We start from the raw sequence: 18,600 nt of genomic DNA on the forward strand, positions 1-18,600 counted from the left end.
TTCCTCTTTTCCTTGTCCTCTATTCGACCCTGTTCAACTTTTGTCCTGTACTTAGACCAGACTTACACCATGGAAAAAATCTGTCTCCATCGTTTCAGATAATTTGCAATCTATGCATATCAGAGTATTACTTTATTCTGAAACCGCATAACTTCTTGAAAAAAAGTAGCGAATAATACGAATTTTCCAAGTAAAGAGTGTGATTCTGTTGCCAACTTCTGAAAGCAATTGAAAAAAAAATTTACTAAAACATACAAATTTTGGAAATAGTTCTGCCGACATTTGTTCATGTTAATGCGTAAATTAATTAATCATTTACTTTCATGGCCACAAAGATTTTTAATTGTCTTCAATCCCTGAAAAAAAACAAACAATTAGACATATTGAATACAACAAAATCTTTTTCTTGTGGTTAGGTCTTAAACATCAGAACAGTTCTTTTTGGAAAATAAAAAATGCTCGAAGCAATGTGGTCATTTAATGGGAGATATAAAATCCTTCCTATGACGTGGTTTGCATTTTTTTTGACTTTCATGGTGTGGTTCAACTTTCCTCCCTTTGCCATCACCATCGGTCAAGAATTTGGCTTGACATGTCCTCAGCTCGGTACAATTGGCCTTTGTAATGTTGCGTTGACCGTTTTTGTTCGCGCTATTATCGGCTCGCGTCATTATCGGCATGTTGCTTGATCAGTATGGTCTGAGGCTGACCTACTCTATCCTGCCCATCGATGCATTGATGTCCTGTCTCATTTTTGCAACAGCGCAAAGCTTTAATCAGCTGGTGATTGGCCGTTTTTTGGTGGGTCTTGTTGGTGCAGGATTTGTTGTCGGTATTCGGATGGTTGTGGAGTGGTTCCCTCCTCAGGATGTCGGTACTGCTCAAGGTATTTACGGTGACTGGGGTAATTTTGGTTCTGCATTTGCTGCGTTTACCATGGTGATCTTCGGTATTGCACTATTTTTGATACCTGGCGCATTCAGTTTCGGTGAGCCTGAGACGTTTAAGCTTCTTTTCTTCCCTGCCTTTGATACTTCTATGTTTAACTGGCGTGCGGCGATCGCCGGTTCTGGTATTGTGGCAGCCCTCTGCGGTTGTCTTTACTCTGTGAGCGTTTCCGATACGCCTCCCGGAAAGGAATACAAGCGCCTCGAAAAAGCCCGTGGCATCGAGGTTTCAACCAAATGTGATTTTGGGTGCTTGGTGGCGAATGTTAATGCTACTTTCTTTCAGGTACTCGGTGTTGGTGGCTTAATCGTTGCATTCCTCTGTCTCTTTTCCTTGAAGGAGCCTAGGGGGGCCTTCGCAGAATTCCATGAAGGTGAGGATGAATTGTCCAATGTTCCTGTCGCAAATGAAGTGAGTTACTAAACTTTGTTTGGGTATTTTTTAGGTGTTTTTATCTTCAAAAAAGCGATGCCAAAAAAAAGTTATATTTACCTTTGATTTTAGGTGAGAACGATGGTCTAAATAATCAAAAATTTTCTTTGTAAGGCGATCGCCTCCGTATAATTTAGAGTTGAAATACTCATAGTAATAGATACTCATTTAAGATAAAGAGTATGCCCTATGATGATAATAAAAGTTTAAGGAAGATCAAATCCTAAAGACATTTGTTTGGTACATAGACTAATAGTAATGGGCGAGTTGATCGCAAACTTAATTACTTCAAAACTTTCTTTGATCTCTTAGTAGAGCTTCTAGCAATGGATCAGCAAAAAACAAAAACCCTTTGTCCGTACTGTGGTGTTGGTTGTGGATTGGAGGTTTCTCCCGTTGATAAGCCCGGCCGTACTCCCCTAAAGGTAATGGGCGATCGCTCCCATCCTTCCAGCCTTGGTAAGGTTTGTGTCAAAGGTGCAACTATTGCTGAATCCCTTGATAAGGATCGTCTGCTTTACCCGATGTATCGGCGATCGCTAGAGGATCCCTTTGAGCGAGTGAGCTGGGATACAGCCTTTAACCTCATTACAGACCGCATTCAAACAGTTAAAGCCCAGATTGGTGTAGACGGCATTGCTATGTATGGTTCTGGTCAGTTACAGACCGAGGATTATTACACCGCACAAAAATTACTCAAGGGCTGCCTTGGTACAAACAACTTTGATGCCAATTCACGACTTTGCATGTCCTCAGCCGTGGCTGGCTATATCCAAAGCTTCGGTGCCGATGGCCCCCCACCCTGTTACGAAGATTTAGAATTGACAGATTGTGCTTTTATCATTGGTAGCAATACCGCAGACTGTCACCCCATTGTTTTTAATCGTTTAAATCAACATATTAAGCATTCCAGCGCGAAATTAGTCGTTGTTGATCCCCGCCTCACAAAAACCGCCGAAGCTGCTGATTTACACCTTGCGATCAAGCCGGGCACGGACATCGATTTGCTTAATGGTATTGCCCACTTGCTTTTGAAATGGGAGCATATTGATACCTTTTTTATTGATGAATGTACACGTGACTTTTCGAAATTTGCCACTTTAGTCCAGAGCTATACGCCCGAAACGGTGGCGCGACGCTGCGGTATTCGCATTGATCATTTAGAAAAGGCGGCGAAATATTGGGCAAAAGCGAGTAGCGTTCTGTCCCTGTGGTCAATGGGGATTAACCAATCCTCGGAAGGGACGGCAAAGGTGCGCACCTTGATCAATTTGCACCTCATGACTGGGGAAATTGGGAAACCCGGCTCTGGGCCCTTCTCGTTAACAGGCCAGCCTAATGCCATGGGGGGACGGGAAGCGGGTGGCTTAGCTCATTTGTTGCCGGGCTATCGTCTGGTTAAAAATCCTGAACATCGTCAAACCTTGGAAAAGGCTTGGGGTTTACCGGAAAAGGCGATTTCGCCAGTGCCGGGTAGAGATGCTTGGTCGATGATTACGGGTCTAGAAACGGGAGATGTTGGTTTGCTGTGGGTCGTCGCCACAAATCCGGCGGTGAGTATGCCGGATCTTGAACGAACAAAGGCTGCTTTACGCAAGTCTGAATTTACGATTTGCCAAGATGCTTACTACCCGACGGAAACGGCGGAGTATGCCCACTTACTTTTGCCAGCGCTGCAATGGGGCGAAAAAACGGGCACAATGACTAATTCTGAGCGGGTGGTTACTTATTGTCCGCAGTTTCGCGATCGCCCTGGTGAGGCGTGGGCGGACTGGGAAATTTTTGCGGAGGTGGGTCGCCGTTTGGGCTATCGGAAGCAGTTTCAAGCGGTTTCTTCAGCGGAGGTTTATGGTGAGTTTATTCGGCTCACGGGCGATCGCCCCTGTGACATGACGGCCCTAAGCCACGAATATTTAGCGACACAAGGCCCGACCCAATGGCCTTTCCCCAAGGCGGAGTTGGAGGAGACTGACAAGGAAAAAGAAAAAGATAATCGCGGTTTACTGAAGAAAATTTTGGGTCAAGATGCGCCCCTTAAAGGGAAGCGTTTGTATGAAGATGGTCGTTTCCATACGCCTGATGGACGGGCGAGATTTGCAGCCTATCATTCCCGTGGTTTAGCCGAGCCGCCGGATACGGATTTTCCTTTTGTGCTAACGATTGGTCGTCTCTATGGCCATTGGCATACCATGACCCGCACGGGCAGAATTCCCAAAATCCAAAAAATGCACCCAGCGCCTTTCCTCGAAATTCACCCTAGGGATGCCCAACGCATCGGTATTCAAGATGGGGATTTGCTAGAGGTGCGATCGCGGCGAGGTTCAGCGAAGTTTCCGGCGCTCGTTACGAAAAATATTACTCCGGGCACTGTCTTTGCACCCATGCATTGGGGCGCACTTTGGGGTGAGGATACGGAAGCGAATGTTTTGACCCACCCGGAAGCTTGTCCGGTTTCTCTCCAACCAGAGCTGAAAGCTTGTGCGGTGCAGGTCTCTAAGGTGCGATCGCCATTAACGAAGTCCACGGAAAACCAACAGACACCGACGGAAGTGCTCCAAGGCGTTTAGGTGGCATCAATTTTTAGGTGGCATCAATTTTTAGGTGGCATCAATTTACTGTGTCGATCATTCGCTCTTGGGTGCTTTGCAATAGGGGCATTAAGGGGCCGATTTGCTCGTTGCCATTCACGCTGAGATCGCTGTGACATAGATAAATTTTGTCGCCACAACGCCCCACCAAATCTTGCACAATATGCTGGAGTCTTTGTTGATTTTGGCGGGTTTCTGCTGCCATGGACCAGGGTTCTCCATCCCAATCCCTTTGAAAGACCCCATAGCCAAAGAGTGTGGCAGCCCCCCCTTGTTCCCAGAGTCTTGAGCCGGCATCCAGCCAAAATTGATAACGGTGGTGGAGTTTTGCAGCGCGATATTGAAAGATTGTCGCGAGGGTCACGGTGGGTTTTTGAGCTCGGTTAAAGGTAAATTGTGGGCGGGGATTGGTGGAAATTAAATCCCGTTGGAGCAGTGCAATGAGTTCTGGTAAACGCGATGCTGGAGAAATTTGGGTCCCGTCGTGTGTCTGTAAGCGGCGATCGCCGGCGTAGAAATGCTGACAAGTTTCGGTAAGTTCCCGGAGTGTGGCCAGTTGCTCATAGCTGAGGGACAAATTGTTCAAGAAAAAATAGCGAATTGCTTCGTCTAAGGTCGTTAAAACACCGAGGGGAGAAGGATCGAGTTGTGATTTTTGCCCATTGAGCCATTGGCGAATGTCTTCATAGGCTGTGGTGACCTGATATCCGAGGCGATCGCCCCGTGGCATAGTGTTTGCGGGTAAAAGTTGGGGATTGTCAGGGTCCGGCTGATAGCAATAGTCCACCAATAATCCCGCCCGCACGGGGTCAATGCGATATTCTCCCGCCACCGTTTGCGAAAGCATAATTAACAATTCCGCTACTTCGCTGGTTTGAATTAGTCGGCCGCAGTGGGGATAAAGTAATGCGAGCAGAGTAATCGGCGATCGCCCCCAAGGAGAACTATAAATTGGTCGCTGTTCACTGAGGGGTTCAACAGCAATACCAGATGCACCGAGGCTCCGCATCAAGGTATAACGGGCAACCTCATCGAGACCGGGCGCGATAATGGCAATATCTTCTGGCTGTACCCATTCGTCTTTAATCAAGCGCTGAATTTCAATGATCACTTTTTCTAAAAGGCTGGCACGGGAAAGACTTTGGATGGACTGAATGGTGGTGGGGAGGCTGTTGCTAAATTGCGGTTGTGTTAATTGCTCTGCCAAAATTTCGCCTAGGGTTGTCGCCAAACCACCAGTGGTTTCTAGTTCAAGCTGTTGGCATTTTGTCGCTAATGTCCCTAGATAATTCGGATCAGCATTGAGCCCCAAACGCGTATGCCCGTCGGGGTTGGCCGTAAACATGGCGGGTAAATGGGCATCGAGAAATAACTCACATAAATCCTTGGCGATCGCCGGATAATCATGGACATCATCCGCCCAAATCGAATCAAAGTGTTGAAACAGATGCTTTTGGTAGCCAGCGTTTGGCAACAAATAACGCCAATAAAGCTCATAAATAATGCCATAGGTGAGAAAGCCCCGCTCTAAACACCAATGACGCCAAGCCAATAAAAGTTCCGTCGCCTCTTCCGTCAGCGTGGCCAATAGATCATCCTGACCATAGATAATCGTGCCGCTGAGCAATGATAATTGACCCCCCGTTAAACGTGTCCCAATGTCTTCCGGTGCAACACCTGCCGCCCCCGCTAATTGCAATAAATCTAATAAACGCCGAATTAAACGAGACAGCGATCGCCCACTGAGACCCAGCTCCCAACTTTCGAGCGTTGCAGCCCACAGTTCTGTCGCATATTTTTGTTCTAGCTCCGGACGCAGGCGTAATGGAAACTCGGACCGGAGATTGAGGACATCACAAACGAGTGGAAAAAATAACACCACTTCATCCGCCATAAAACCAAGGGGCGTTTTACTCACAAAATTCCCTGTACCCTGCAAAGCCTCTTGAATTGCATCGGCTAATTCTCGCTGATTGCGATTATTTGCAGCCAGCACCAACATGGATTGTTGCGCCGATTGTGGCGCTTGAAATACAACCGGTGTTTGACCTAAAACCCGGCGATCGCCCCGGGCTGCGTGATGTCGCTGGATCTGCTGAACCAGATATGTCGTTTTACCACTGCAAGACTTGCCGCTCAACCAAAGCTGTTGCCCCTGTGAATCCTGTAACTTTGCCATAACAACGACGATGAAAAACTAAATTGTGACTGCTCAACTCAAACCATTGCCAACAAAACAAATCGCTACAATAATGAACCAATATTGCCTAGGCTCCACTGATGGTATCCCATGAAATTTAATGACCTTGTCAACAAAGCCCGCAACTGGTTTTATGACACACCAGACCGCGCTTTAGAGCAAGCATATCGCGCTGCCCTTACCATCAAGGCAATGGAAGACGAACACTTTGGCGGTAAACCCGTTGCCAGCCGTAATGCTGAGTATAGCGATAGTGTCATTGATTATTTCCAAGGGGAAGTGCGCAAACAGCTCAAAATTGCCCAGGTACGTCTACGGGAATTTCGGTCATTTAAAACAGTCATAGCTGTTTCTGAAGAAACCATTAATCGCAAATCGAGCAATTCTTTCTATCCCGATGCCGCCGAAAAAGAAACAATCATTATCGAGAAATTACGGTTTATCGACGAAATTACAGCACATTACGGTCGCCCTCTGTCGAAACAGTCTGTTGCTTTAATCAAAGTCGATCGCCCATCAACAGCTCCTTTAGAAAATGGCGAATTATCTAATCCCGATGCACCCCGGCCACGCCGCAAAGCCGACACCGCGATGAATAAAACGGGGTTAGTACCGCGCTCGATCCTAAGCACCTTTAGTCGCATTCAGCAGGAAATTGACCCAAAATCCCAAGCAGCAGAAGAAGAAGTCGTTACAAAGTTTCGGCGATCGCGCAACAAAACAGCCGTATCAATTAAGTTTTTGTTGATGCTCGTGATCATTCCGCTGCTGGTACACCAACTTTCAAAAATCGCCATTACGCCCTTCGTGGAAGAACATTTTTTTACCGAAGCGAGTCCTGCTCTATTTGCCAACAACGACCTTGAAGACGAGGCATTTGCAGAGCTAGAACATTATCGTGCCAGCTTAGAAATGCGTCGCATTGTTGGTTTTGCCCCTGCCCTAGACGAAGCAGAAATGCAGGACAAAATTCGGGAAAGAGCCACAGAAATTGCCCTTGAATATCGCGATCGCAGCTATAACGCCTATGAAAATATTTTTGCGGACATTTGTTCCTTTTTTGCGTTTGTGGTGGTTCTTCTTGCTAGCAAACGGGAAATTGCTGTGCTCAAAAGTTTTCTAGACGAAGTGGTATACGGGCTGAGTGATTCGGCAAAAGCTTTTTTGATTATTCTGTTTACCGATATTTTTGTCGGTTACCACTCGCCCCACGGCTGGGAAATTGTCCTAGAAAGCGTCGCCAAGCATTTTGGTCTTGCCGAAAGCCGCGATTTTAATTTTCTGTTTATCGCCACCTTCCCCGTCATTCTCGACACGGTACTGAAATATTCGATTTTCCGTTATCTCAACCGTATTTCCCCCTCTGCTGTGGCCACCTACCGCAACATGAACGAATAAGCCAATAAAGTAGAGTGTGTTAGCGAAGCGTAACGCACATCAACACTAAATCTCTCCAAGTTTCCCTATTAAACTTGATACTCGCCCTTTAATTTGGTCGCGAACTCGGTGAAAGATTTCAATCGACTTACCATCGGGATCTTCTAAATCCCAATCTTCAAAAACTTCGCGAGTAACCCATGCTTCGGGAAGGCTCACACCGCAGCCACACATGGAAATTACGGCATCAAAATCTTCAGCCTGAAAATCACTCAACGCATCAGAAGTTTGTGTTTTTACATCAATGCCAATTTCTGCCATCACTTCAATGGCCGTGGGATGAACGCGGCTGGCTTCTAAACCCGATGACACAACCTCAATTTTTCCAGCTCCTAGAGTTTTCGCAAAACCTTCCGCCATCTGGGAGCGACAGGAATTGCGACGGCAGACAAACATTACTTTTTTCATGATTTTTCTGGCGCTGAACCTTGAAATTCACGACCCAAGATTGCCATAACGATTTTTCTGAATTTAATAATTGACGAGAAATCTGAAACCATTTACTCACAGCAAGGCTTCGCCGGATTGAACTGACTCTTTTTATACCCAGCCAGATAAGACTCCAACTCCGCAAATTGCGACACATTCAGGCGGTAGTACATCCAACGCCCCTGTTGGCGAGCGATCACCAAATTCGCGTCCTTCAGGTTTTTTAGGTGAAAAGATAATTTCGATTGGCTCGTGTCCAGCTCGTCACATAGCTCACACACACACAATTCCTGCGATCGCAGTAGCTCGACAATGCGGATACGTAACGGATCCGATAAAGCACGAAACCCTTGCCAAACTTCAACAGGACTTTGAACAGATGAGGACATAATCAAACAATGAAAAAGGATCGTCGGTAAATCACAAAAACTTGAGTAACGCAGATAAATTCACACCATTAATATGTATGAATAATGAGCTAACGCCTCCCATGACGAAAAGCTGGTTTACACGATCAAGGGAGGCGATCGCCCAATGAACCCAATGTGAAATTAATCTTCGCCGGGTTCTAAGACCTGAACATCAACCACCCGAACATCAGCCGGTTTAGCCTCCACCTCAACAGCATCAACCGCAGAAATATCCACCGTACCAGCAGGAGTTTGCCGTTGAAAGGCCTTATCCACCACTTGGACAACTTCACCACAATTAGGACAGCGGGCAATAGAGTTATTTAAACCCGTAAAAGTTTGACTACAAACTGGACAATCATCCTCAATAATGTTGCGTTTGAGCCACCATTGAAAACCCAAAACCCCAAGAATAATCGTCACTGGAATCAATAAAATTAAAATGATAAAGCCATTGACGATCCAGCCTAGTCCCACCGACGTCAACAGCGCCGCTATCAGGATAAAGGTCAAAAAACAACCCAAGCCGGAAGAATTGAATTGAATATTACGAGAAGAAGGATCGTTCACAATATTTCTTAATAATTGTTAACTGCTTACTCTAATGTCTCAAGCTTATTTCATAAACCGAGATGATAAGCTTACAAAGGCACAAAAATTATTTTAATAAATCATGTCGGAAAGCAATAATACACCTCTGTTATTGAGGGCTGCACGGGGGGAGAAAGTCGAGCGGACTCCGGTGTGGATGATGCGCCAAGCAGGGCGTTATATGAAAATCTATCGCGATCTACGGGAGAAGTATCCGAGCTTCCGTGACCGTTCTGAAAACCCAGATCTCGCGATCGAAATTTCTCTGCAACCTTGGCATGCTTTCAAGCCCGACGGTGTGATCATGTTCTCTGACATTTTGACGCCGCTCCCTGGCATGGGCATTGATTTTGACATTGTAGAAAGCAAAGGCCCCCAAATTACTGATCCGATTCGGACTCAGGCACAGGTTAATGCAATGACACCGTTTGAGCCGGAGGAATGTCTACCTTTTATTAAAACTATCCTCAACACTCTCCGTGATGAAGTGAAAAATGAGGGTACTGTGCTTGGTTTTGTGGGTGCGCCTTGGACCTTGGCAGCCTATGCAATCGAGGGTAAAAGTTCTAAGAACTACGCGATTATTAAAAATATGGCGTTTTCTCAGCCTGCGATTCTCCACAGTTTCCTGAGTAATATCGCCGATGCGATCGCCAAATATGTCTGTTACCAGATCGAGTGTGGCGCGCAGATTATCCAGATGTTTGACTCTTGGGCCGGTCAGCTTAGCCCCCAAGACTACGACATTTTCGCGTTGCCTTACCAGAAACGGGTAATTGATCAGGTCAAAGAAAAATACCCTGATTTTCCTTTGATTCTTTACATTAGCGGCAGTGCTGGTGTGTTAGAGCGCATGGGTAAAACAGGCGTTGACATCGTTAGTGTTGACTGGTCTGTGGATATGCTCGATGCGAAAAAGCGTCTCGGTAAGGACATTATCCTTCAGGGTAATATCGATCCCGGTGTGCTATTTGGCTCCCACGATTTTATTAAGAGCCGCATTATTGACACGGTGAAAAAGGTTGGCGACCAAGGTCATATTCTCAATCTCGGTCATGGTGTGCTCGTCGGTACTCCAGAAGATAATGTGCGCTTCTTCTTCGAGACTTGCAAAAACGTTAAGAGCTTTCTTTAAGGCGATCGCCCTAAAGGAAACCCAATTACCATGTCTTAACGCTGCATAACTACGCCAACTGTTTTGGCAATATTGCTTTTCTAAACGAAAAAAAGTGCCTTGGGGAAAATAATTCCTTGGGGCACTTTTCTATTTTATTTAGTTGGGAAAAACGAAGAAAATTAGAGCTTATTCTTCTTCGTCAGAATTTTCAAAAAGTTCGCAGGACTCTGCTTTGAGTTCCCGCTCCATTAGCGCTTCCACCGCTGCCATTGGGGTAACTGTACCTTTAAGTAAACGGTAAATTTGGCGGGAAATGGAAATGGGAATACCTTCACGATTTGCGAGGTTAATCAACACTTTGGTGGTGTTTACGCCTTCGGCAGTACTGCCCAGCTCTTCAAGGATTTGTTTGAGATCCTTGCCCTGTGCCAAGCCATAACCGACGCGGTGATTGCGGCTTAAAGGACTCATGCAGGTGGCGAGCATATCTCCCAATCCTGCTAAACCGAGGAATGTTTCTGGCTGAGCGCCGAAGTGCGTGCCGATGCGAATAATTTCGGGGAGGGCGCGGGTAATTAGGGCTGATTTCGCGTTTGTCCCCAGATTCAGACCTTCACAAATGCCGACACCAATGGCAATCACATTTTTTAAGGTGCCGCCTAGCTCTGTACCAACGGGATCTGTATTGGTATAGACCCTAAAGCAGTTGGAAGAAAATAATTCTTGGACGGCGATCGCCGCATTTTCATCAGCACTAGCGACAACCGTTGCTGCAGGCAAACCAGCTTCAATTTCCTTAGAAAGATTCGGGCCAGAAAGCACAACAACAGGATGATCAGGAAAAGTCTCTTGCCAAATTTGAGAAGGGGTGAGGGTTGTTTTCGGCTCTAAACCCTTTGTTGCGGTGACAATAATGGCATCCTTGGGAATGGACAACTCTTTCAGCTGAGCGGCGACACTACGCACACCCTTCATGGAAATCGCCGAAATAATGACATCTGCATCGGCGATCGCCTCTTCAAGACTGAGTTCCCCCCTGCGTGACCAGACGCGCAGCTCATGGTCATTGACCGAAGCCAAGGTCGCGAGAGCAGAACCCCAAGCCCCTGCACCAAGCATCGCAATGGTTTTACGATTAGCATTTACTGTCTTAGGACATGTTTGGGGAATGACAGTATTGGTGACAGGGGCTGGACTATTACCTGTATTATGTTGTTCTTCAGTTGTGACAGTGGAAGTAAAAGGAGACATTGTTTTTTGTTTTAACAAGCTTGAGTAATGGTGATCTACGGAAAAAATAACTGTAGGAAGCCTAGCGGTTCCGTAAAATCGCTAAATATTCGCTGTTTAAAAGGTGTTTTTAAATATGCGTAATAAAATGCTGTCCTACAACAAAAACGAGGCAAACTTTCTATGAGTACACTTCTGCTTTGGGAGCAGCGGAATTGCGCTCTGCTGGATCAGCAATGGCAAAATCTGGTAAACAGTTACGTTCGATAAAGCGCTTATAGGCGGCAACTTGGCGATCGCACTCTGCTTGGTCTAAACCGCAATGTTTCTGTAGGGCATCAACAATGGCGGGTAGCGCATCGTAACCATAATTTGCAACCATCGAAAAAGTCGTTCTGCGCCGACAAATATCCTCAATATTGTGGGCAAGCTCTGCGCGCATGGCATAAACAGCTTGGGCTTTGATGTCCGGCAAATAGGGGACAATTCGTTCACCGAGGTCGGCAGCCTCATCTACTAATGCTAAAACATTGGAGGCTTTAGAACCGTACATCCTGAACAAATGTTGGATAGAGATACGATCAACGGTGTTGCCATAACGCTTGATCATCATTTCGATCTGGCTAGAATCGGCGGCGATCGCCCCCGGTAATGGACGCTTGCGGGTAGAACAAGGGGGAACCGTACGCTTGAGTTTTTTATAAACCAAATCCACCATCTCTTCACCCACTTGCCGATAGGTCGTTAATTTACCGCCAATGAGGGAAATGAGATTTTTAACCCCCTCAGGACTGTGGTCAAACAAAATATGGCTGCGGGTAATGCTAGCCGGATTTTTGTCGCCGACATAGGGCAATGGACGTACGCCGGAATAGGTAAATTTCACGTCGTCACGGGTGAGCTGAGCCGAAGGTAGCACCCGATTCGTTTCCGAGAGGAGATAATCAATTTCCGCATCACTCGCCTTAACTTTATCGAGATTACCGTCGTATTTAATATCCGTTGTCCCGATAAGATATTTGCCGAGCCACGGAATAATGAAGTACGGACGGTTGTCGCTAGCGGCTTCCACATAGAGCGCGCCACTGGGTGCGCCGGGAAAAGGATCAACGACAATGTGGCTACCCTTTGTCCCGCCCATTTTGGGCTCTTTACCTAGGGGTTTTGGTTCTTCGCCAACCTTGGCGCGACTACAAACTTGGTCTACCCAAGGTCCCGACGTATTAACGACAACACTACCTTTCGCATTGACCGTAAAGCTTTCACCTGTCAGCTGATCTTTACAAGTTATTGAGGTGATTTCAGTGGGGCGATCGCCGATTTGCAGTTCCGTCACAGTCGCATAATTTAAAACCGTTGCCCCAGCCGCTTGGGCATCAAGGACATTTTCTAAGGCCAGTCTTTCTGCATACTCCGCCTGACCATCGTAATATTGCGCTGCGCCGATAATATCTTGGGAGCGCACCGTACGGAAAAGCTGTTTAAACTTTTGCGCATTTAGCATCCGGTGAGCAGGCACAGTCTTATCAAAACTGAGAATATCGTAAAGGAGCATCCCTGCCTGGATCAGCCAATAACCACGGGCAGCCCCTTTATAAAGGGGAATCGTCATTTGCAAAGGCTGCACAAGATGAGGCGCATTCCTTAATAAAATTTCCCGTTCATGCAAGGATTCACGCACAAGGGGAAATTCTAAATATTCGAGATACCGTAGGCCACCGTGGATGAGGCGGGTAGACCAACAGGTTGATCCACTGGCAAAATCATTCTTTTCTAAAAGTAATGTCTTAAGACCCCGTAACGCTGCATCGCGGGCAATGCCAACACCGTTGATTCCCCCACCGATAATAATCAGGTCATAAGTCGAGTTTTGGACAGTTTGTAAATCTCGCATAAATCCTTGGATTAGTTTACTAGAGGGGTCTCTGGGAAAGATTCCCCTCCATATCTTTTGGGTTGTCAAGCGGGGCGATCGCCCCCAGTACTGAGTGAGAAATTTATCCCCTTAAACAAGGGCTGGTTCCTTACCCAATTCCGGCGAAGCTTGAGCCTCACGGAACATATGATTTGCCCATTGCTGCACGTCATAGCGCTGAATAGATGCGTACATATTTTTCATACGGCGTTGCTGCTCTTCCACAGGCATTGCTAACGCTTCATCAATGGACTCATCCATCCGTTTAGCAGCGTAGGGGTTCGTTAAAACCGCATCAGGTAGCTCCACCGCCGAGCCCGCAAACTCAGACAAAACCAAAACACCGTCCTGCGTACCATGGGCGACAACATACTCCTTCGCAACAAGGTTTAGGCCATCCCGCAGGGGCGTAATCCACGCAATATCCGCCGCGCCAAACAGTGCCAGTAGTTCGGCATAGGACAAAGCACTGGTAAATAGACGGATCGGTGTCCAATTTAGCTTGGCGAAGCGACCATTAATTTTGCCCACCAAACGCTCAATTTCACTCTGGGCATTCTTATAAACGCGCATACCCGTTGCGGGTTTCGCCGCTGCTACAACCAAATTAACCTTAGAAATCAGTTCGGGACGGCGCTCTAAGAGACGCTCATAACAAACAAGCAACTCTTTGGTTCCTTTAACGTAATCGATACGTCCAGCGGAAAGAATGAGTTTATTACCACCAAGTTCTTCACGAATTTCTTTGATACGTTGCTGTGTCGCTTCTTGCTCGACCTGGGAGCGGATCAAACTCGGATTTGTCCCCACAGGAAAGGCATCTAGGTTTACGAGGCGATCGCCAACCTTGAGCTGCGTCGTAATAACAGGCTCAGCGAGGGCAGTGCCCACAGGCGTAAAAGAATTCTCATCGACAGGCACTTGGCGCGTAATCTCCACTTTCCGCAGACTCCTAGCCACTGCCACAAAATTCTGCACATATCGCGGCAGATGAAAACCACAGAGATCACAGCACAGGAGACTATCAACAATAGCCTCACGCCACGGCAAAATATTGAAAATATCCACACTCGGAAACGGCGTATGGTGGAAAAACGCAATCTTGGCATTGGGCTTAATCTGGCGAATGAAATAAGGCGCAAGCCAGAGATTATAATCATGCACCCAAAACAGAGCATCATCTTCCGCCTCAGCACAGGCCGCCTCAGCAAACATCTCATTAATGTGCTTAAAATTATCCCAATCCGAAGAATCGTAGGTAAACTGCCATGGGAAAGAGTGCAAAATAGGCCAAAAAGCTTCCTTCGACGTAACGTGATAAAAGTTTTTGACCTGCTCAGCCGACAAGGGAATACGATGTACCACACTATTCTCTTGGCCGGGATACGCCATTTTATCTTGAAAGGACTCCCGCTGCTTTGGTGTTACTTGCTTCCACGCGACCCAAGTACTTTGTTCAGCATTGGCAAAAAAGCTCTTAAGGGTTGGCATAATGCCGTTAGGGCTTTTCTTATCACGGTAGAAAGTTTTACCGTTTTCGCGCACCTCATCATAGGGTTCCCTATGGTAGAGAATGACGAGAGAAGATTTCATTGAAGACCTCCAAGGGTTCGAATTTTATACATTGTTGATTCTCAACTTACTTTTTTAAGGGGATATTTCTAGAAAAAGTAACTGCATCTATTATGCTACCGAGAACAAACGTTATGACTGCCAACAAATAGACAAAATATTGCAAACTGCAAACTCGTTATGGCATCAAAACCGCAGGGATAAATCTGTGAACAGGGAAGTTTTGTTCAAGGTCGTGATCCATTGGGTAATTTCAAACTACTAAAATTTAGGCGTTTTAAGTATCGAGTTGTGCAAATCGCTTTGTCTGAGCTTCTCCCTCATGGTTTATATTCAGGCTACAAAGCAACAGTGGAATTTATGCTAGTAACGCTGAGCGCTCAATTTGACCAATAACAGACTTGAGTGGTCACACTTTGTATGATGTATCAAAAATGATGCTGAAGCCTTGGTTCGCATTCGGTATTTTTGGTCAGTAAAGTGTACATAATTGCTTTAACAATATTGCTAAAGTCGAATGCAAGGAGCTAAGTGAGCTCTCGGTAGTTGATCAAATATATTCATGATTATATGGAGCAATAACTACAACTCTATTGGTCATGCTAGAAGCATAACACTATCGCCTTGGTGAGATCATTTACCTAGCGAAACATAAATAAATAGACCTAGAGAGTGATAATTTTTTTTGTATAAAAAGTGTGGGAATATTTTTCTTCTTAATATATTTTTTATGATTCGTTTCTCTACTACTTTTGTTTGTATGTGGTTGTTTTTTTCTTGGAATGCTTGATATGACAGGCTTTTTGGGATTGGTTTCTGTTGGTAAGTTGTTTTTTATTGAGTTTTTTTTGGTTGATTTATCTTTTATTTCTGGGATTGAATGTATTGGAGAATTCTGGCGGTCAAGGTGTTTATTGGATGAAGGTAGCTGCATCGCTTATGTGTCGCTATGTTGCTTTGGGTCTCTGGGTATATGTCTATAGGTAGAGAAACGTGTTTTTTGTTTATTGTTCGTGATGAAGGCTTTTTTGAATCGTTTAGTATTTGAAGTAATTATCGAATAGTTGTTGTTGCGGTCATTGGAACAAGTGCATATTTCATCACAGATTTCACTCGAACAAAAGGAGACTCAAAAATTACTGGACTGGGCAGCGGCGATCGCCGATTCTGACGAAAGTATTTTTCATAAAGGCCAACGACTTGCAATGCGGTTGGGGACATATTACCGGGAAGATGGTTTAACGGAAGTTGGTTTTTGGACACCAGAGCTGGCGGGGGAAGTGATTCAAACGAACCGGGATATTTTCCTTGAGGTTTTTACGCCATTGGAACCCCTTGACTATCGCGCAACACAGCAAAAAATCACCTGCCGCCGAGATTGTGTTGAGCTGTGCCAACAGGGGGAGTTTTTCTGGGGGGTGGTTGCAGGGATGCGCCCCGGCACTCGTGAAGAAATGGGTTCTTTATATTGGCTCCGGTACTGCGATCGCCTCCAAGGTCAAATATCCATCATTCGAGATGTCTTAGCTGTTTCAATGCCCTATGGTGTTTTTGGGCCAGCGGAGCTCTACGATGTGGATCGACTACAGCGTGAACGGAAAGACCTTGCGTATTTTGAGGCCAACTCCGTTGCTGTTGGCACTGCTGTGAAGCCAGAAAATCGCCTAATTTTAGCTGAGCCTGATAGTGAGCTGCCCCGTGTGCCTGCGCCACTAAATATTCTACAAATTCACATTAAAACGGCTTCTCCTGAAGGAACTCTGGCGGGTTTGGCGAAGGTGTACCAGGGTATTTCTGACAAGCTGGAGGCTGGCGAAGGGTTGACCCCCGCTGAGCAAAACTATGTGGGCTATGACGCGCTGCAATTGCTGCCCATTGAGCCAACTATTGAATACCGCCTTGAGGGGGATAATCGTCACCATGAATTTTTTGCGATTGAACCGAGTGAGAGTATTGAAACGGGCAAGATTGAGTCGGGTTTAGAAGTCGATATTGTGCTGCGGAAAGCGAAAACCCAAAACTGGGGTTATGATGTGCCGATTCTTGGGTCGGCGGCGACAAATCCGACCATTCTGGAAACCCTGCGACCGGATGAGCTGATTGATTTTATCGCTACGCTCCACAATTTTTCGGGGGGAGCGATTCAGGTAATTTATGATCTTGTTTATGGCCATGCGGATAATCAGGCGTTGGAGCTGATCAATAATCAGTATGTCAAGGGGCCTAATATGTATGGGCAGGATCTAAACCACCAGTTGCCGCAGGTACGGGCGATTTTGCTGGAGTTGCAACGGCGACGCATTAATAGTGGTGCGGACGGGATTCGTATTGATGGGGGTCAAGATTTTCGCTTTTTTAACCCGTTATCGGGACGGGTAGAGCAGGATGATAATTATTTGTTGGCGATGAGTGATGTGATCCAAGAGATTGGCGATCGCCAACGGTTACTCTTTACGATCTTTGAAGATGGGCGACCTTGGCCAGAGGAGGGCTGGGAGATGTCTTCAACCTATCGCGATCTGATTGAGCTACGCCCGGAGTCCTACCAGTGGGGTCCCTTGATTTTTGCCCATAATACTCCTGCCCTTAAAGGTTTTTGGGATTATAAATGGAACCGCATTACTGAGGTGATGTTTAAAGGCGATCGCTGGATTACGGGTTGTGCGAACCACGACACCGTGCGCCGGGGCAATCAGATCGATCCAGAAACGAGCGATATTAATTGGTTCCTTGGGGAAAATCTCACAGAGGTTATCCAAAATGCCTACGATAATCCGGCCACAACGATGTGGGTATATTGCTTTATGCCCGGCTTGCCGATGGACTTTATCAATGCTTTGGTGCGAGCGCCATGGGGTTTTTTCCGTAATACCGATGAGCTTTATGGCGTTAAGGTGGCGGCAGAGGAAGTGGGTTTTCTCGATTGGCAAATTACTCCGGCACTTTACGCTGAGCCTTGGGCTTTTAAGCAACTAAAGGCTCTGGGTTTTGATGATTTGGATGAGCTGAAACGCTTTATGAAAGCCTTGAATGAGGCGTTGATTTTTACCGATTATGATTTGGCGAAAACGGCTGATATTTGCCAAAAATGTATTGATAAAGATGGTGTTTGTCCCGTAGAACCCCTCGAAAAAATTGGTGAGAATGAGCATCAAAAGTTTTTAGATGCACTCACTGTGTCGAAGCTAAAAACGATTGCCATGGCATTTATGGAGGATGGCCATGAAGCCTGTCGGGTGTCCCACTATGAAGGGCGGGTTAGTGCCCAGCTAAGTAACTTTAATCTTTTGTTGCGGCAATATCGTCGGGAACATTCTTGGTTACGGGAAAATCTGCAGGAGCGGGATCGTTTTAATCGCATTAGTGAGTTTGATATCACTGTTTTTTATGGTTTGCGCACAGAGCTTGTGGATCCTGAATCCGACAAAATTCCGGAGCAAATTGTGATGGTTGCCCATATGGGTGGCGAACCGACAACGGTGACCCTTGCTGACTGGCTCCAGTTGGATCTGAGTCAATGGCGCGTGGCGATCGCCACACCCGGCCTAGAGCTGGAGAGTACGGCTGAAGCTTTGCGAGTATTTGAGCTGAGGGATGGTCAAGGTGTGATTCTTGAAGCCATGCCCCAAGGGGCGGATAGTCCGACGGATTAAGGCAAGATCAGGCAAGATAGCCGCAACCTAGCGGTGGTTGACCCAGGGCAATTTTTTTGTGAGTGAGGCGATCGCCCT

At 46.3% G+C, this 18,600-nt stretch carries 13 protein-coding genes; 5 read left to right on the plus strand and 8 right to left on the minus strand.

Going from position 1 to position 18,600, the window contains the following annotated elements; genetic code table 11:
• The first annotated feature begins 642 nt into the window (after window positions 1–642).
• Complete coding sequence (locus NIES208_RS12325) at window positions 643–1,371, plus strand: MFS transporter (protein ID WP_075893190.1); 729 nt, start codon at window positions 643–645, stop codon at window positions 1,369–1,371.
• A 335-nt stretch (window positions 1,372–1,706) separates the two neighbouring features.
• A complete protein-coding gene (locus NIES208_RS12330; protein WP_075893192.1) occupies window positions 1,707–3,947 on the plus strand; it encodes a molybdopterin oxidoreductase family protein in 2,241 nt (746 codons plus the stop codon).
• Window positions 3,948–3,987: 40 nt separating this feature from the next.
• Here the strand turns inward: NIES208_RS12330 and NIES208_RS12335 are convergent, their stop codons facing one another.
• Window positions 3,988–6,147 (minus strand): hypothetical protein, encoded by a 2,160-nt coding sequence (locus NIES208_RS12335; RefSeq protein ID WP_075893194.1) that lies wholly within the window; start codon window positions 6,145–6,147, stop codon window positions 3,988–3,990.
• Window positions 6,148–6,258: 111 nt separating this feature from the next.
• Between NIES208_RS12335 and NIES208_RS12340 the strand changes: the two genes are divergently transcribed.
• Window positions 6,259–7,566: a proton extrusion protein PcxA gene (locus NIES208_RS12340; RefSeq protein ID WP_075893196.1), complete on the plus strand. Its 1,308-nt coding sequence runs from the start codon at window positions 6,259–6,261 to the stop codon at window positions 7,564–7,566.
• A 45-nt stretch (window positions 7,567–7,611) separates the two neighbouring features.
• Here NIES208_RS12340 and arsC read toward each other — a convergent pair whose 3' ends face one another.
• From arsC to NIES208_RS12355, 3 genes are all read right to left on the minus strand, one after another.
• Window positions 7,612–8,013: an arsenate reductase, glutathione/glutaredoxin type gene (arsC, locus tag NIES208_RS12345; protein ID WP_075893198.1), complete on the minus strand. Its 402-nt coding sequence runs from the start codon at window positions 8,011–8,013 to the stop codon at window positions 7,612–7,614.
• Between the two features lie 92 nt (window positions 8,014–8,105).
• Window positions 8,106–8,423 (minus strand): ArsR/SmtB family transcription factor, encoded by a 318-nt coding sequence (locus tag NIES208_RS12350; RefSeq protein ID WP_139325051.1) that lies wholly within the window; start codon window positions 8,421–8,423, stop codon window positions 8,106–8,108.
• A 162-nt stretch (window positions 8,424–8,585) separates the two neighbouring features.
• Window positions 8,586–9,014 (minus strand): hypothetical protein, encoded by a 429-nt coding sequence (locus NIES208_RS12355; protein WP_075893202.1) that lies wholly within the window; start codon window positions 9,012–9,014, stop codon window positions 8,586–8,588.
• A gap of 103 nt (window positions 9,015–9,117) precedes the next feature.
• Between NIES208_RS12355 and hemE the strand changes: the two genes are divergently transcribed.
• Window positions 9,118–10,170 (plus strand): uroporphyrinogen decarboxylase, encoded by a 1,053-nt coding sequence (gene hemE, locus NIES208_RS12360; RefSeq protein WP_075893204.1) that lies wholly within the window; start codon window positions 9,118–9,120, stop codon window positions 10,168–10,170.
• A gap of 168 nt (window positions 10,171–10,338) precedes the next feature.
• Here the strand turns inward: hemE and NIES208_RS12365 are convergent, their stop codons facing one another.
• From NIES208_RS12365 to NIES208_RS18625, 4 genes are all read right to left on the minus strand, one after another.
• On the minus strand, window positions 10,339–11,403 hold the full coding sequence (locus NIES208_RS12365) for an NAD(P)H-dependent glycerol-3-phosphate dehydrogenase (RefSeq protein WP_075893206.1): 1,065 nt from the start codon (window positions 11,401–11,403) through the stop codon (window positions 10,339–10,341).
• A gap of 160 nt (window positions 11,404–11,563) precedes the next feature.
• A complete protein-coding gene (gene glpD / locus NIES208_RS12370) occupies window positions 11,564–13,276 on the minus strand; it encodes a glycerol-3-phosphate dehydrogenase (protein ID WP_075893208.1) in 1,713 nt (570 codons plus the stop codon).
• 111 nt (window positions 13,277–13,387) lie between these two features.
• Window positions 13,388–14,890 carry a glucosylglycerol-phosphate synthase gene (gene ggpS, locus NIES208_RS12375; RefSeq protein WP_075893210.1) on the minus strand — a complete coding sequence of 501 codons (1,503 nt, stop codon included), beginning with the start codon at window positions 14,888–14,890 and terminating at the stop codon, window positions 13,388–13,390.
• Between the two features lie 616 nt (window positions 14,891–15,506).
• Window positions 15,507–15,803 (minus strand): hypothetical protein, encoded by a 297-nt coding sequence (locus NIES208_RS18625; RefSeq protein WP_139325052.1) that lies wholly within the window; start codon window positions 15,801–15,803, stop codon window positions 15,507–15,509.
• A 154-nt stretch (window positions 15,804–15,957) separates the two neighbouring features.
• Here NIES208_RS18625 and gghA point away from each other — a divergent pair, with 154 nt between their 5' ends.
• Window positions 15,958–18,522 (plus strand): glucosylglycerol hydrolase, encoded by a 2,565-nt coding sequence (gene gghA / locus NIES208_RS12380; protein ID WP_225875305.1) that lies wholly within the window; start codon window positions 15,958–15,960, stop codon window positions 18,520–18,522.
• Window positions 18,523–18,600 lie beyond the last annotated feature (78 nt).

This window comes from [Limnothrix rosea] IAM M-220 (genome assembly GCF_001904615.1).
GTDB lineage: Bacteria > Cyanobacteriota > Cyanobacteriia > Cyanobacteriales > MRBY01 > MRBY01.

Bases quoted from the DNA above. Each gene is read 5' to 3' on its own strand.
- ggpS (WP_075893210.1), bottom strand. From the start codon at position 14,890: ATGAAATCTTCTCTCGTCATTCTCTACCATAGGGAACCCTATGATGAG.
- NIES208_RS12350 (WP_139325051.1), bottom strand. From the start codon at position 8,423: ATGTCCTCATCTGTTCAAAGTCCTGTTGAAGTTTGGCAAGGGTTTCGT.
- NIES208_RS12335 (WP_075893194.1), bottom strand. From the start codon at position 6,147: ATGGCAAAGTTACAGGATTCACAGGGGCAACAGCTTTGGTTGAGCGGC.
- NIES208_RS12340 (WP_075893196.1), top strand. From the start codon at position 6,259: ATGAAATTTAATGACCTTGTCAACAAAGCCCGCAACTGGTTTTATGAC.
- glpD (WP_075893208.1), bottom strand. From the start codon at position 13,276: ATGCGAGATTTACAAACTGTCCAAAACTCGACTTATGACCTGATTATT.
- arsC (WP_075893198.1), bottom strand. From the start codon at position 8,013: ATGAAAAAAGTAATGTTTGTCTGCCGTCGCAATTCCTGTCGCTCCCAG.
- NIES208_RS12330 (WP_075893192.1), top strand. From the start codon at position 1,707: ATGGATCAGCAAAAAACAAAAACCCTTTGTCCGTACTGTGGTGTTGGT.
- NIES208_RS18625 (WP_139325052.1), bottom strand. From the start codon at position 15,803: ATGCAGCTACCTTCATCCAATAAACACCTTGACCGCCAGAATTCTCCA.
- NIES208_RS12365 (WP_075893206.1), bottom strand. From the start codon at position 11,403: ATGTCTCCTTTTACTTCCACTGTCACAACTGAAGAACAACATAATACA.
- hemE (WP_075893204.1), top strand. From the start codon at position 9,118: ATGTCGGAAAGCAATAATACACCTCTGTTATTGAGGGCTGCACGGGGG.